Annotated in this window: 16 protein-coding genes; 5 read left to right on the plus strand and 11 right to left on the minus strand. The window is 63.7% G+C overall.

Going from position 1 to position 13176, the window contains the following annotated elements; all coding sequences use genetic code 11:
- Positions 1–195 precede the first annotated feature (195 nt).
- Positions 196–1851 carry a fumarate hydratase gene (locus tag OWC48_RS28895; RefSeq protein WP_282523040.1) on the plus strand — a complete coding sequence of 552 codons (1656 nt, stop codon included), beginning with the start codon at positions 196–198 and terminating at the stop codon, positions 1849–1851.
- A 43-nt stretch (positions 1852–1894) separates the two neighbouring features.
- On the opposite strand, the gene OWC48_RS28900 is transcribed toward OWC48_RS28895, so the two are convergent.
- The 7 genes from OWC48_RS28900 to OWC48_RS28930 form a co-directional block, all read right to left on the minus strand.
- The gene (locus OWC48_RS28900; protein WP_282523041.1) at positions 1895–2914 is read right to left on the minus strand and encodes a DUF3616 domain-containing protein; all 1020 of its coding nucleotides are present in this window, start codon (positions 2912–2914) and stop codon (positions 1895–1897) included.
- Positions 2915–3043: 129 nt separating this feature from the next.
- Positions 3044–3937 carry an SH3 domain-containing protein gene (locus OWC48_RS28905; protein WP_306664537.1) on the minus strand — a complete coding sequence of 298 codons (894 nt, stop codon included), beginning with the start codon at positions 3935–3937 and terminating at the stop codon, positions 3044–3046.
- Positions 3938–3978: 41 nt separating this feature from the next.
- Entirely contained in the window at positions 3979–4275 is a 297-nt protein-coding gene (locus OWC48_RS28910) for a hypothetical protein (RefSeq protein ID WP_071912259.1), read from the minus strand.
- 105 nt (positions 4276–4380) lie between these two features.
- Positions 4381–4935: an inner membrane-spanning protein YciB gene (locus OWC48_RS28915; protein WP_014494042.1), complete on the minus strand. Its 555-nt coding sequence runs from the start codon at positions 4933–4935 to the stop codon at positions 4381–4383.
- A 12-nt stretch (positions 4936–4947) separates the two neighbouring features.
- A complete protein-coding gene (locus OWC48_RS28920; protein WP_282523043.1) occupies positions 4948–5523 on the minus strand; it encodes a hypothetical protein in 576 nt (191 codons plus the stop codon).
- Positions 5524–5599: 76 nt separating this feature from the next.
- Positions 5600–5863 carry a hypothetical protein gene (locus tag OWC48_RS28925; RefSeq protein WP_282523044.1) on the minus strand — a complete coding sequence of 88 codons (264 nt, stop codon included), beginning with the start codon at positions 5861–5863 and terminating at the stop codon, positions 5600–5602.
- 73 nt (positions 5864–5936) lie between these two features.
- Positions 5937–7334 carry a carotenoid oxygenase family protein gene (locus OWC48_RS28930; RefSeq protein ID WP_282523045.1) on the minus strand — a complete coding sequence of 466 codons (1398 nt, stop codon included), beginning with the start codon at positions 7332–7334 and terminating at the stop codon, positions 5937–5939.
- 106 nt (positions 7335–7440) lie between these two features.
- On the opposite strand from OWC48_RS28930, the gene OWC48_RS28935 reads away from it, so the two are divergent.
- A complete protein-coding gene (locus tag OWC48_RS28935) occupies positions 7441–8178 on the plus strand; it encodes a TetR/AcrR family transcriptional regulator (RefSeq protein ID WP_282523046.1) in 738 nt (245 codons plus the stop codon).
- A gap of 48 nt (positions 8179–8226) precedes the next feature.
- Positions 8227–8832 carry a DUF6321 domain-containing protein gene (locus OWC48_RS28940; RefSeq protein WP_282523047.1) on the plus strand — a complete coding sequence of 202 codons (606 nt, stop codon included), beginning with the start codon at positions 8227–8229 and terminating at the stop codon, positions 8830–8832.
- Between the two features lie 48 nt (positions 8833–8880).
- Here the strand turns inward: OWC48_RS28940 and OWC48_RS28945 are convergent, their stop codons facing one another.
- On the minus strand, positions 8881–9483 hold the full coding sequence (locus tag OWC48_RS28945; RefSeq protein WP_404979825.1) for a hypothetical protein: 603 nt from the start codon (positions 9481–9483) through the stop codon (positions 8881–8883).
- A gap of 162 nt (positions 9484–9645) precedes the next feature.
- Here OWC48_RS28945 and OWC48_RS28950 point away from each other — a divergent pair, with 162 nt between their 5' ends.
- Positions 9646–10203 carry an SET domain-containing protein gene (locus tag OWC48_RS28950; protein ID WP_282523195.1) on the plus strand — a complete coding sequence of 186 codons (558 nt, stop codon included), beginning with the start codon at positions 9646–9648 and terminating at the stop codon, positions 10201–10203.
- Between the two features lie 158 nt (positions 10204–10361).
- Here the strand turns inward: OWC48_RS28950 and OWC48_RS28955 are convergent, their stop codons facing one another.
- The gene (locus tag OWC48_RS28955; protein WP_282523048.1) at positions 10362–10760 is read right to left on the minus strand and encodes a hypothetical protein; all 399 of its coding nucleotides are present in this window, start codon (positions 10758–10760) and stop codon (positions 10362–10364) included.
- A gap of 36 nt (positions 10761–10796) precedes the next feature.
- Positions 10797–11027, minus strand: coding sequence for a hypothetical protein (locus OWC48_RS28960; protein ID WP_282523049.1), 231 nt, complete (start codon positions 11025–11027; stop codon positions 10797–10799).
- Positions 11028–11058: 31 nt separating this feature from the next.
- Between OWC48_RS28960 and OWC48_RS28965 the strand changes: the two genes are divergently transcribed.
- Positions 11059–11553 (plus strand): Arm DNA-binding domain-containing protein, encoded by a 495-nt coding sequence (locus tag OWC48_RS28965; protein ID WP_282523050.1) that lies wholly within the window; start codon positions 11059–11061, stop codon positions 11551–11553.
- A 774-nt stretch (positions 11554–12327) separates the two neighbouring features.
- Here OWC48_RS28965 and OWC48_RS28970 read toward each other — a convergent pair.
- Positions 12328–13077: an IclR family transcriptional regulator gene (locus OWC48_RS28970; protein ID WP_282523051.1), complete on the minus strand. Its 750-nt coding sequence runs from the start codon at positions 13075–13077 to the stop codon at positions 12328–12330.
- Between the last annotated feature and the right edge of the window lie 99 nt (positions 13078–13176).

A 13176-nucleotide genomic window follows, 5' to 3' on the forward strand; every position in this document is an offset into this window, starting at 1 on the left:
CAAGGGGTGCACCCAGGCTTGCCGGGACGACCATCCACACCTTGCGTCCGGCCGATGGCAACCGAGAAAGGGCCGTGGCGACGCCGAATCGGGATGCCCCGGCCGCGCCAGAACGCCTTCCATTCGCGGCAAAAAAGCTTAGAACGCTTCTACGCTTAGAGGCCCGCGAGGGCTCCAAAACCCCGAGATTTGCCCATGAACGCTCCCACCGCCATCCCCGATCCCGCAAAGCCCGTTCCGCCCTACAAGCACACCCCGCTGTTCCCGCTGGGCAAGGACGAGACGCCCTACAAGAAGATCACGGCCGAGGGTATCAGGGTCGAGAAGGTCCTGGGGAAGGACATGCTGGTGGTGTCGCGCGAGGCGCTGCGGGCGCTGTCGGAGGCGGCCTTCGGCGACATCAACCACTATCTGCGCCCCGGCCACCTGAAGCAGCTCCGTGCGATCCTGGAGGACGGCGAGGCGAGCCCGAACGACAAGTTCGTTGCGCTGGACTTCCTGAAGAATGCCAACATCGCGGCCGGCGGCGTGCTGCCGATGTGCCAGGACACCGGCACCGCGATCATCATGGGCAAGAAGGGCTGCAACGTCATCACCGACGGTGACGACGAGGCGGCGCTGTCGGAAGGCGCGCGCGATGCGTATCTGCGCCGCAATCTGCGCTACTCGCAGGTCGCACCCTTGTCGATGTACGAGGAGAAGAACACCGCCAACAACATGCCGGCGCAGTGCGAGATCTACGCCGAGGGCGACGACGCCTACAAGTTCATGTTCATGGCGAAGGGTGGCGGCTCCGCCAATAAAAGCTTCCTGTTCCAGGCCACGCCCTCGGTGCTGACCAAGGACCGGCTGCTCGCCTTCCTGAAGGAGAAGATTCTGACGCTGGGCACTGCGGCGTGCCCGCCCTATCACCTCGCCATCGTGATCGGCGGCACCTCGGCCGAGCTGTGCATGAAGACGGTGAAGCTCGCCTCCGCCCGCTATCTCGACGCGCTACCGACCCACGGCTCGCCCGACGGCAACGCCTTCCGCGACGTCGAGATGGAGCAGGAAATCCACAAGATGACGCAGTCGCTCGGCGTCGGTGCGCAGTTCGGCGGAAAGTATTTCTGCCACGACGTGCGCGTGATCCGCATGCCGCGCCACGGCGCCTCGCTGCCGATCGGGCTCGGCGTATCCTGCTCGGCCGACCGCCAAGTGCTCGGCAAGATCACCAAAGACGGTGTCTATCTCGAGGAACTCGAGCACAACCCGGCGCAATATCTGCCGCAGGTCGAGCAGTCGCTCGGCGGCGAGGTCGTCAAGATCGACCTCAACCAGCCGATGAAGGATATCCTGGCGACGTTCTCGAAGTACCCGACCAAGACGCGGGTCTCGATGACCGGCACCATGATCGTCGCGCGCGATAGCGCACACGCCAAGCTGCGCGAGCGCCTCGAGAGGGGCGAGCCGCTGCCGGACTATTTCAAGAACCACCCGGTCTATTACGCCGGTCCCGCCAAGACGCCGGAGGGCTACGCCTCCGGCGCGTTCGGCCCGACCACCGCGGGCCGCATGGATTCCTTCGTCGACCAGTTCCAGGCCGCCGGCGGTTCGATGGTGATGGTGGCCAAGGGCAACCGCGCGCCTGCCGTGCGCGAGGCCTGCAAGAAGTATGGCGGCTTCTATCTCGGCTCGATCGGCGGTGCGGCGGCGAACCTCGCCGAGCACTGCATCAAGAAGGTCGAGGTGCTCGAATATCCCGAGCTCGGCATGGAAGCAATCTGGCGCATCGAAGTCGTCGACTTCCCAGCGTTCATCATCATCGATGACAAGGGGAACGACTTCTTCAAGGAGCTGAACCTCGGTTAGCGCTCCGAGCAGTCGAACGGCGGCCCGTCGCTGATGGTGCGCTTTAGCGCGGCACCAGATACTGCGTCGGCGCGCCGTTTTCGGGCCCATCGAACATCACGAGCACGCGCCATGGCTCGCCGCTGATGTCGCTGAGCACCAGCAGGGTCTCTGCCTTGGCGGTGCTGTCGGCGACGTTGAGCGTGTGGCTCGTTCCAAGCTTGCCGCTGCTGGTATCGTAGAACACGACGGCGGGCGCGATCTGCTGTTCGTTGACCGGCCCGGTCAGGAGAAGCAAGCCGCCTGACACGGCGGCGATGTCCCTGATACCGGTCGTTGTACCAAGCGGCAGCAGAGGGTCGATGAGCGTGGCCTTGAGCGGCATGTTCTCGGTGAAGACGGCCTTTGCGTCGACCTTGAGAATATAAGCATTGCCGTCTTTGGAAGGACCACGGAAACCAAGATACATCAGGTCCCCTTTGACCGCGATGGCCTCGATGTTGGCGCCGTTGTCGCCCAGGGGCTTGTCGTAATCCGCCGGCAGTGCGTCCTTGATTGCACCGCGCAGGCGCGTCACGGATGCTTCGACGCCGATCACCTCGTCCTCGGAGATCGGGAAGGTCGGCTTGCCCGTGACCTTGTCGACGGGAAAGCGAAAGACGTGATAGCTCGTCGGATTGCTGTCGTCGGGATGATGACGTTTGCGGCCGTGCGATCCGACCACGTAGAAATAACCGTCATCGTAAGCGGCGCCCTCGGCATCCGGATCGCCGCTGGCCTGATCGCTCAGCAGGCGGATCACCTTGCCGGGATTGATCGTCGTGCCTTCGATCGCAAAGAACTGCGCGTATTTCTTTTCGTCGTTGACGACGAGGCAGGATTTGAGGGGCGGGGACGTGGTCGCGCACGCCGCTCCGCTGATGTTGGTGCGCGCATCCGCGCTCTTCTTGAACGGCTCGCTCAGTTGCCACGCCGGCGACTGCGGCTCGAGCATATCGGCACTCACCGGCGCTACTCCGGCAAGTGCGGCGACGGTGGTGGCCAGGAACAGGTGGATGCGATTGTGAGCGGGGAGGGAGCGCATGCAAATTCCCCTTCTGAAAGTGTGTTGAGATCAATAAAAATCTTTAGTTGTATGCTGTATCCTGCTCGCGAAGCCGGCTGTGGTCAACGACCCGAGCGCCTTGGCCCCGTGGCCAATGACCGCAGACCGTCAGCTGCAATTCGTGACCTGGTTGGAGCACAGCGAGCGCCACCAGCCGTGGATGCCGTCCTGGCTCTCGACGAGGCCCCAGAGGCCGCTGCAGGCGAGCAGGCGCTTTGGGCCGCCGTCGGTGTCGATTGGGCCGCCGAGCTCGCGCTGGGCGGGCATCCATTTGGCATCGACGAAGGGCGCCTGAAACAGGCCGCCCATGCGCGTGGCGCCGTTGGCATAGGACGCGCCGACCTTGTTGGACGCGACCCAGCCGCGCCCCGCATAGGGTTTTGGCGCGCTGCGCGGATATCTCTTCTCGTCTTCGTAATCCTTGCCCGGCGGCTTGGCGCCTTCGATCAGAAACCAGCCGTCCTTGAAGCCGATGATGCGGAATTCGGTGAGCCAGCCGCCATCGGGCGTGTTCTCGGCGCCGCCAAGCTTGAGCCGATAGGGCGGCGGCAGCGTGCCGAGCACGCGCGCTTTTGCCGAAGGCTCGGCGCGCACGTTGAGGCCATCAGGATCCTTGTCGATGGACCAGGCGCCGAGATCGCAGGGCTCCGTGCCGTCGGGAAGCGTGGCGCGCCTGGCGGCGAGACCGGTGTGGAGCTTTGCGAAATCGGTATCGTCGTTGTCAGGATCCGGCCCGCTGCGCGGCTTCAATTCGGCCGAGCCCGCGCGCGTCGCATCCGATGTCAGCGTGACGACGAGGGCCTGGCGCGCAGCGAACACGCTTGCCGGTGTCTTCGGATCGTTCGACGAGGCCGGATAGACGGCGAGGTAGCCGGTCGATCCTTCGGTCCGGTAGGCCGTGCCGGCGACATAGCCCGCCGGCACCATGGCGAGCGCGCTCGCGCGCCACGCCGGTTCGGTGTCATCCGCGCGCGCCACTTGTGTCGCGACACACAGGATCATTGCCGCGATGAGACGGAGCACGCGCGCGGTTCGCAACGTGTTTATGCGCGCGCACCCGTGAACGGAAAACTGCCCATCGGGCCGATGCCCATCTCGCCGCTCATGCTGTCGCCAGAGACCGTTCCGATGAACTCGAGCGTCAGCGGCATCGGATTGGTGATCGAGACTTTCCAGTTGACGGCGTCGCCGCTGATGGTGCCGTCGAAGATCTCGGCCGAATTGCCGTCGGCGCCCTGCGTTCCGGTCAGTGTGCCGCCGGAGTTCAGCAAGGTCAGCGTGGCCTTGCGCTCGCCCATGGGCGTCGTCATGGTCAGAGTCCAGTTGCCGTCCACGGCCATTCGTGTCTCCCATAAATCCCGGCGGGCAGCGACGATCCGCGGCCCGTCCCTGGCCGAGCGTATAGCGCAACTCGCAGCAGCTGCCTAACCCTCCCTTGGAGGCATTTAGGCGCGGGCGGCGGCACGGCGCCGGCTGGTGACAATGAGGCGAAGCACGACATACTGCACGGCAAAGGCGAGGATCTTGGCGCCGCCTGCGACCACCGTGATGTAGAACGCCCATAGCTTCAGATCGCCGGTGGAGGCGACCGCGATCATGCCGGCGCCGATCACGAACATCAGCAACGCCCAGGCATAGCCCGCGGCCGTCACATATTCCGGAACGGTCTCGACGACGATCGGCGGCATGTAGCGCAGCATCCAGCCACGTTTGAGCATGATGGCGCCGATGGCGAAATGCGCGATCGAGGGCTTTGCCAGCATGAAGCGGGGATCATTGGTCAGCAGGGTGACGGTGCCCAGCACGACGACGAGCGCGAGGCTCGCATAGGTCATGTAATTGAGCTGCTGCCCCTTCACGCGCGCGTAGATCACCTGCGCGATCGCTCCGGCAATCGCCACCGACGTTGCCAGGACGACGTTGTCGGTGATGAGGTAGATGACCAGGAAAACGATGGCGGAGAGGAAGTCGGAGGCGAGGCGGGCGAATACGTCCTTCATCGTCTGTCCTGTTCAGCGGGTGTTGGGCATTGCGCTGGCCGGCGCACCGTACTTGATCTGGCGATACTCGGGATACCATTTTGTGAAGTAGATCGCGCTGTTGCGGGCGGCGAAGGCGACCGCAAGGCCCGACCAGAGCGGCAGGCCGGGGACGTAGAGCAGTGCGATGTTGGCGGCCATCATCAACAGTGCGGCGGCGGTCCAGGCGCCGGTAATGACGTAATTGGCGGTGAGGAAGCCGGGCATCGCCGCCGTCTCGGCCGGGACCGTTTCAACCGCATATTGCAGCGTGAACGGGTGGCGGACCAGCATCGAGCCGAGCGAGATGACGAAGATGCCGATGTCGACCGACAGCTTGACGCCCAGCGTGCCGAGCTTCGGGTCGATCAGCGCGAGGTAGAGACCGATTGCGGCGAATATGATCGCCGAGCCCATCGCCAGGATCTTCACGGAGCGGCCGCGCGCGACATCGACCGTGATGGTGGCGAGGCAGATTGCAGACGCTGCGAACACGCTGATCGTGGCTGAGGTCACCAGCATCAGGAAAGTGTAGGCGCCGTAGGGCGCGAGGATCAGGAAAATCGCCATGAGCCGCCTCGGTCTGGCTAATCTTTACGATGTAAAGATCAATAAATCAGGAGCGATGCCGGGTCAAGCGAAATCTTTACAGTGTCAAAATAACGTAAGTAACTTCCAAATAATGAAGTGCTGCAATGGCTTGGTCGGACGCCTCGTCGGCGAATTCCGCCCAGGGCAGGCGTGACAGAAGCGGCAGCGCGGCGGCGAGCAGGAGGCCGACCGAGAGCAAGATGCCGCCGTTCAACATGACATGGCCGCTCCGTCGCGGCCGGATCGCCCGGAGTGCGAGCGCGGCGCAGGCCAGGGCGAGGACGGCAAGGCAATCTGCGGTGATCGAGGGCATGTGCATGCGAGGCCTCTTTGGTGATATCCGCGATGTCATTCCGGGCTCGCGACGTCGTCGCGCCCCGGAATGACCGGAGTTACTGCGCGCCCACCCAATTGCCGTGAAAGCCGTCGGGCACGCGGTGGCCGAGCTGCACCAGCGCAACGGGGCCGGCTTCGACATCGGTGGCGTTGAACACGGCGAGGTCGCTGCGGTTCTCCCGCGCGCGCCAGACCACCGCCAACAGCCAGCCGTCGCCTTCCGCTGCATCCGTCGCGCGTTCGACGAACACCGGCTCGGAGATGATATCGCCGGCCGGCAGCAGATAGTGACCGAGCCGTCTGCCGTTGCCGTCGACATGGACGACGCCCGAAAGCGCGCCGAACATCGGCAGCCGCGGATTGGCGCAGGCGTACCAGCCGTGATGGCTTTTCAATCCGGCGCGGCGGTCGTCGATGCGGGGGAATTCGCCCGTGAGATCGTCGAGGTAGGTCTGCTGAAAGCGATCGGTCTTCCCTGAGAGATCGAACGTCCAGCGGCAATGGCGGGCGCGTGATTTCTCCGGATCCGTCGGCCGGCCATCGGGATGTGGAAACAGCGGCGCTTCCTCGAACTGCATGACGTCGGCGACGATGCGGTTGCCGTCTTCCCACGCATTCATGATGTGGAAGACGTAGCAGGCTTCACCGCGGAACCAGACGATGTCCTTGGCCGTGCCGTTGCGCTTCATCACGCCGACGTAGGCGCCCTTGTCCGGCTCCCAGGCATAAGGCGGCCGTCCGCTCATCGCGCGCTCCATGCTGCCGGTGATCGGGAGGATCGGAAACAGCACGTGGTTCTCGGTGACGATGAAGTCGTGCACCATGCTGGCATAGGGCGCCTCGAAACGTTCGAAGCGCGTCGCCTTGCCTGTTACCTCGATCGATCCGTAGGAGAGGGCAGGCGTCAGCGGACCCGCGGCGTTGTAGCCGAAGAACACGAGTTCGCCGGTGACCGGGTCGACCTTCGGATGCGCCGTGAAGCTGCCGGCGACGCGACCCTGATAATTGTGATAGCCGCGCGTTGCCAGCGTGCCCGGCTCGATCTCGGTCGGCAGATGCGCTTCTTCGAGCGCCAAGAGCTTGCCGGCGTGGAAGATGATGTTGGTGTTGGCGACGCCGCCGTCGGTGAGGTTTTGCGGGGCATCCGGCAGCTTGCGGCCGAAGCCGCCGAACAGGGCGCGGCCAGCATCGTGCTCGGCCAGCCATTTCGGCGTGCGGACCCAGCGGTTGCGGTAGCTGGCGCGGCCGTTTTCGAGGTGGAAGGCGTGCAGCATGCCGTCGCCGACGAACCAGTGCGCATCGGGCGCATCGAACTGCGGATTGGGACCGTTGCGATAGAGCACGCCATTCAGATCGCGCGGCAATTCCCCGACGATTTTCAGGAAAGGCGCGTCGGCCTCGAATGGAATCGGCGCGATATTGTTGCGGCGCTCGATGACGGCGTCGTGCTGCACGGCGTATCCCTCCTTATCTTTACATCGTAAAGATCGAATAATGCCGATCGCCGGATTCGTCAAGTGAAATCTTTACACTGTCAATATTGCGTCATATAGCTTGCAAATGGCCAAAAGCGACACCAACAGCGAAACTGCGCGCAAGCCGCGTAGCCCGAGCAAGACATCGTCGGCCGCGAGCGCGCAGGCGCGTTCCGCACGCCGTCCGGCAGTAGCGAAGACGGAGACACCGTATCATCACGGCGCTCTGCGCGAGGCGCTGCTCCAGGCCGCTGAACGGGTGTTGGAGCGCGACGGGCTGTCCGGCCTGACCTTGCGCGCGGTGGCGCGGGAGGCGGGCGTCTCGCACGCTGCGCCGACCCATCATTTCGGCGATCTCACCGGCCTGCTCAGCGAGCTCGCGGCCGTCGGCTTCCGCCAGTTCAACGCGGCGATGGCCTCGTCCTGCGACGCCGCCACCACGCCGCTGGAGCGCGCGCTGGCGCGGCCGAAGGCCTATGTCGCCTATGCGCAGGCCCATCCGGGCATGTACGGCATCATGTTCCGCACCGAACGGCTCGACTATTCCAGGCCCTCGCTGCACGAGGCGGCCGAAGCCTCCTTCGCCGGCCTTGCCAATGCCATCGGCATGATGCGCCAGGAGCAGATCAGCGAAGATTCGCTGACGCTGAACCAGGGCGCCGCGATCGCACGCGCCTGGTCGTTGGTGCACGGCTTCACCATGCTGCTGCTCGACGGCCGTCTCGAAGACATTTTGGGGCGGCTGGCCGAGGGGACGACGGCCGAGCAGTTGCTCGAGGCGATGCTGACGGCGCCCATCACGGGGAAATTGCCCGGCCCCTGATCATCAGGCGCGAGAGCAACCCTTGCCATCGTTGGGCGTTGACGCCGCATGGCAAGAACACCCCGCGCACCCTGGAAACGCGCCAACCCGCGTAAACGCGCGGGCAAGGCGTCAAAGCAGCTCACGCCCGCGCAGAAATCGGCGGCGAAGGCGCGCGCCCGCCGGGCCGGGCGCCGCTATCCCAACCTCGTGGACAACATGCGCATGGCAGCCAAGAAGACTTCGAAGGCAAGGAAGTCGGCGAAAAAGAGATCCGCAAAGAAAATCCGCAAGCGTGCGGAGAAGAAGACGGCAAAATCCTCGCGCAAGCGCACTGCATCGGCACGGGAAAAGGATCCACGCGGCGGCCTGACCGCGGCGGGCCGTAAGGCTTTTGCGCGCAAGCAGGGGGCTCACTTGCGGCCCGGCGTCACCAGGAAAGAATCGGAGATGACGCCGCAGGAGATGCGCCGCAAGGGAAGCTGGGCCGTGCGCTTCTATGGCCGCGCGAAATTGCCGCCGCTCGTCGATGCCAACGGACGACCGACCCGGCACGCGTTGTCGGCGCATGCCTGGGGCGAGCCCGTGCCGAAGACGGTGGCGGCGGCACGGCGCATTGCCGCGAAGGGCGAGCGGCTTCTGGCGCGCTACCGGCGCGCCAAGGCGAAGGTTTAGCGCCAAAACCTGGCGCCAAGACCGAGTGCCAAGGTCTAGCGCCAAGGTCTAGCGAATCGTCGCGAGTTCGACCGCGCGTCCACGCGTGCCGACAATCTTCACTACGTCCTTGCCGCAGGTGAAGCTGCGGGCGAAATCGTCGGCCGCCTTGCGCGCGAGCTCATTGGCGGTGGGGTTGGCGATGGCATCGACATAGGCGACGTGGCAGACCGGCCCCGGCGGCAGCCGCGTCACGACGAGCATGGCCTTGGTGTTCGGCCGTCCCTGCTTGTCGGGATCGGTGCTATCGGCGATGTGCCAGCGCTGGATCATGGCAAACGGCTTCGTGCCCGCGCTACGCCATTCGACGGTGGCCTCCGATGAATTGAACGGCGCGAACCAGACTTTTGCCGCCGGTTCCTCCGCTGCGGCCTTGCGATTGCGGCCGACCGAGACGATTTCGCGCAGATCATCCTCGGCGATCAGCACGATCAGGCCGTTTTTTCCCGGGCAGACCCGTGTGCTGCCGTCGAGCTCGCTGGGCTTGCCGATCTGGCGGCAGTCTTTTGGCGCTGTGGAGGAATAGGTGCTGCCCATGGATTGGGCGGCGACGTGACCCGCGCTCAGGCAAGTCAGCAGCAGGGTCAGACAAAGGAACGCGATACGCCTCATGACGACGCCTTGATGCAGAGGGAACTCGCTCCATCAGACGTCTTCATTGTGGGCAAGGTTCAAACAGGGGCGGGATGTACCTGACAGCGGCGCGGAATCGTTCTAGAAGGGCGGCTTCGCTTGAGGCATCGGGCCTCGTTCGCGTCCTCATTTCTCTCGATCATGCCAGCCATCGCTTCCAGCAAATCCTACCGTGTCGGCCGTTCCAAGACCGGACTCGGCCTCTTTGCCACCATGCCGATCAAAAAGGGCACCCGGATCATCCGCTATTTCGGACCGATCCTGGACTCGCGGATCCCCGCGCATGACGACATCGAGAACAAGTACCTGTTCGAGCTGAACGGCCGTTGGACCATCGACGGCTCGGTACGCAAAAACCTCGCCCGCTACATCAACCATTCCTGCCGCCCGAACGCCGAGTCCGACGTCCGTCCGCGCGAGCGCAAGGTCTTCATCCGCGCCATCAGGAACATCGAGCCGGGCGACGAGATCAACTACGATTACGGCACCGACTACTTCAAAGCCTATCTGAAGCCGATCGGCTGCAAATGCCCTTCCTGCGAGACAAAGCGCAAGAAGCTGCGTGCCGAGGCCCGCGCCGAACGCACCAAGGTGAAGGCGCGCACGGAAGCCAAGGCCAAGAAGGCGAGCGCGAAGGCCGGCAAGAAGAAGCTTAACGGCCATGCCGTTGGCAAGAAGAACGGTCGCGCGCGGGCATAGCGCGAGGTCGAGCCCCCATCTCCGCTGTCATGCCCCGGCCTTGACCGGGGCATCCAGTACGCCGCAGCCCATCCGCATACGTCTACTGTCTCTGGAATGCTGGGTCGCCCGGCCAGGCCGGGCGACGACTGGACGCGGTGTGCCGGTCGAGCCGAACCTCACGCCGCCACCACACTCCCGCTCTTCCGCAATCCCACATATTGCAGCTCGGCAAACACGCCGGTCGCAATCGCCTGCGCGACGACCATGAGCTCGCCGCTGATGTTCGGCGACACCGCACCCGAGAACAGCAGCGCGATGCTGCCGACCGTCCAGGCCGCGTTGCCGACCACGACCAGCAGCACGAGCGGCCTCGCCACGGAGGCACGCGAGGCAAGCCAGCCGACCAGCGCGGTGTAGACGATCAGGAACAGGCCGGTCTCGCGCAGCAGCGCTTCAGGCAGGTTGAACAGCGATGCGAATACGCCGGCACCGAAGGTGAAGCCGAGGGCGGCGACGCCGCTGAAGATGGCGTCGGCGAGAAGTGCGCGGCGCAGGAAGGTGGATGCGTCGATCATCGTGGTCTCCATGGTTGGGTTGGGCTTGGGGTGAACTCAGTGCCGTCCGCGCCACCAGGCGCGGAACAGGCGGGCGATGCGGAACGGGCAGAGGCTCTTGCCGACGCCGTGCTCGAAGGCTGTGACCTGCGCGACGACATAGTCGCCGGTCGAATGCACCAGCGGCTCGGGCATGTTGAGGCTGCGTGCCAGCACGCGGGTCGCGAGCGTCACGGCCCAGGGAACAAGGTGGTCTGCGACGGTCCGGTAGAGCAGCAGCGCGATCATGGTCATCTCCTGTTGCCACCGAAGATGCGCCATGGCGGGGACCAATTCGATTACCTCGCGGGTAAAAAATACGCCCGTTCGCGACTGTCCTAAGGTGTTCGATGCTGTTCGCGAGGTGCGCGCAACCAAACACGCCAACCCCAGGCAGATCAGGACCGACGTTGACTGCCGCGCCGCTCGACCGAAGCTTGAGAACGGGGCCCGGAGTGCCACGAAGATTTCCGACGCGACTGGCGGTGGTCTCTATCTCCTGATCACGCCGGATCTGAATAGACCGGGCAAGGCCGGCTCCAGGCTTTGGCGGATGGCTTATCGATTTCGCGGCAGGCAGAAGACCTACTCGATCGGGCCTTACGGCAACGGCAACGACGGCACCGTCTCGCTCGCGACCGCCTGCCAGAAGTGCGACGCCGCAAAAGCCCTGCTCGCTCAAGACCCCCGGTCGATCCCTCGATCGAAAAGCAATTCGAACGGCATCGCCAAGCAGTTGAGCGCCCGTTCGGCGCGTGGATCGAAGACTGGCTAGCGGAGAAGAACACCGAGAAGATCAAGCGCGGCAGGCTGGTCACCGTGCGCAATCCCGAGACCATCGCTCTGCTAGAAAGATGGGCCGGTTGTTTGAGGAAGCGTTTCGGCAGATTCTACCGGAAGGACATCAAACGCCCTGATGTGCTTGCCTTCTTTCGGGCGATGCAGGCTGAAGGATCCCCTCAGTGCTGGGCTGCTCGCCGGGCCGCAGGAAGAGGGTTCTCATGGCGCTCGCTCGTCAGTCTAGTGAAGGCAAAGAACGCTTCGAGCATTGCAGGGCAGCTGAAAGAGCCGAGGATCATTGTGAACCAGTGAAATCGGATAAGAACTTGAGGATCATTTTCCAGTGACTGACCTTTCGCGGATCCTTTGAACGTTGATCAAGCCGCCCCTGTTTCGGTCGGCCAAGCTGGTCCAGTGATGGACTGAAGCGAGAGTTTAAGTTTTTCAGTCGGGCAGAAGGCGGCGTGTGCACGATGTGTGCAAAGGGAGATCAAGAGAAATCTCACCACAGCCAATGTGAGCAGCCATGAAGCGCATGTGTAGGATCTGATTTCGAGGGGAAGAGGCGGGCGAGTGCTAACGAGCACTCTCAATTGCTCGAGGTGGAATGATCGAAAATCGTGGATTTGACTCCCACTCTCTCCGCCATTTGCGCGATTCTGTTCGCTAGATTGCGATCCTCTACTATCTTTACCCTTGGCGTCGACATCGAAGGCGCCGAGATCGACCAGAAGGGTGGAGGCGCCGATGATCGGTGCGGGCGGCGGGCCTATCGGGAATAGCCAAGGGCGGAGCCGATCGTCCGGGCTGCCTCCATCACGTGAACCGAGTACTCCTTGATCTGTTTGCGTTTGATGCGTGTGTCGGGCCCGGACATGCCGATCGCTCCAACGAGTTCGCCGGACCGTCCAAGGATCGCGCAGGCGCAGGCCGCTATGCCCTCGCGCCATTCGCCATGCAGCACGGAGGAGTAGCCCTGCGTGCGTGCGAGCTCGATGTCTTCGCGGAGCTCCTTGATCGTCGTTCGCGTCGCGTCGGTGTAGCGCCTGAGATGCGGCCGAAATCGTTCCAGATAGTCGTCCGGCATATGTGCGAGCATCGCCTTTCCCGTCGCCATGGTGAAGGCGGGCGCGCGCATGCCCACGCTCGTATGGGCGCGGATATGGTGAGCGCTTTCGATCTTGTCGACGTAGACGACGTCGATATCCTCGAGGACAGAAAGATGAATGGTTTCGCCGGTTATCTCGGCAAGTTTGGTCATCGCCGGCCGAGCGACGTTGATGAGATCCATCCGATGGATGACATGGCTGCCGAGAGCCCAGATCTTGGTCGTGAGCTCATACGTGCTGTGCGGGGGTATTTGGCGTACATACCCTTGGGTCTGCAACGTCATCAGCAGCCGATGCACATTGCTTTTCGTGAGCTTCAGCTCCTTCGCGAGGTCCGTGACCCCACGAGGTTGCTCGCTCAAAGCAAGTGTTTCCAGGAGACGCAGTCCCTTGGTGAAAGCCTTATCCATCCAACAACCAAAATAGAATGATCTTTCACCGGATCTAGCATGGCCGGGCGATCGGCCATAGCCCGCGGAAGGGGCAACCCCGAATCCTTTCAGAAACGG

The sequence above is a fragment of the Bradyrhizobium sp. Arg816 genome (genome assembly GCF_029989365.1).
In the GTDB taxonomy this organism is placed as follows: Bacteria; Pseudomonadota; Alphaproteobacteria; order Rhizobiales; family Xanthobacteraceae; genus Bradyrhizobium.

What these genes read in the sequence shown, in the direction of transcription:
- OWC48_RS28895 (WP_282523040.1), top strand. Translation starts at nt 196, where the DNA reads ATGAACGCTCCCACCGCCATCCCCGATCCCGCAAAGCCCGTTCCGCCC.
- OWC48_RS28900 (WP_282523041.1), bottom strand. Translation starts at nt 2,914, where the DNA reads ATGCGCTCCCTCCCCGCTCACAATCGCATCCACCTGTTCCTGGCCACC.
- OWC48_RS28905 (WP_306664537.1), bottom strand. Translation starts at nt 3,937, where the DNA reads ATGATCCTGTGTGTCGCGACACAAGTGGCGCGCGCGGATGACACCGAA.
- OWC48_RS28910 (WP_071912259.1), bottom strand. Translation starts at nt 4,275, where the DNA reads ATGGCCGTGGACGGCAACTGGACTCTGACCATGACGACGCCCATGGGC.
- OWC48_RS28915 (WP_014494042.1), bottom strand. Translation starts at nt 4,935, where the DNA reads ATGAAGGACGTATTCGCCCGCCTCGCCTCCGACTTCCTCTCCGCCATC.
- OWC48_RS28920 (WP_282523043.1), bottom strand. Translation starts at nt 5,523, where the DNA reads ATGGCGATTTTCCTGATCCTCGCGCCCTACGGCGCCTACACTTTCCTG.
- OWC48_RS28925 (WP_282523044.1), bottom strand. Translation starts at nt 5,863, where the DNA reads ATGCACATGCCCTCGATCACCGCAGATTGCCTTGCCGTCCTCGCCCTG.
- OWC48_RS28935 (WP_282523046.1), top strand. Translation starts at nt 7,441, where the DNA reads ATGGCCAAAAGCGACACCAACAGCGAAACTGCGCGCAAGCCGCGTAGC.
- OWC48_RS28940 (WP_282523047.1), top strand. Translation starts at nt 8,227, where the DNA reads ATGGCAAGAACACCCCGCGCACCCTGGAAACGCGCCAACCCGCGTAAA.
- OWC48_RS28945 (WP_404979825.1), bottom strand. Translation starts at nt 9,483, where the DNA reads ATGAGGCGTATCGCGTTCCTTTGTCTGACCCTGCTGCTGACTTGCCTG.
- OWC48_RS28950 (WP_282523195.1), top strand. Translation starts at nt 9,646, where the DNA reads ATGCCAGCCATCGCTTCCAGCAAATCCTACCGTGTCGGCCGTTCCAAG.
- OWC48_RS28955 (WP_282523048.1), bottom strand. Translation starts at nt 10,760, where the DNA reads ATGATCGACGCATCCACCTTCCTGCGCCGCGCACTTCTCGCCGACGCC.
- OWC48_RS28960 (WP_282523049.1), bottom strand. Translation starts at nt 11,027, where the DNA reads ATGATCGCGCTGCTGCTCTACCGGACCGTCGCAGACCACCTTGTTCCC.
- OWC48_RS28965 (WP_282523050.1), top strand. Translation starts at nt 11,059, where the DNA reads ATGGCGGGGACCAATTCGATTACCTCGCGGGTAAAAAATACGCCCGTT.
- OWC48_RS28970 (WP_282523051.1), bottom strand. Translation starts at nt 13,077, where the DNA reads ATGGATAAGGCTTTCACCAAGGGACTGCGTCTCCTGGAAACACTTGCT.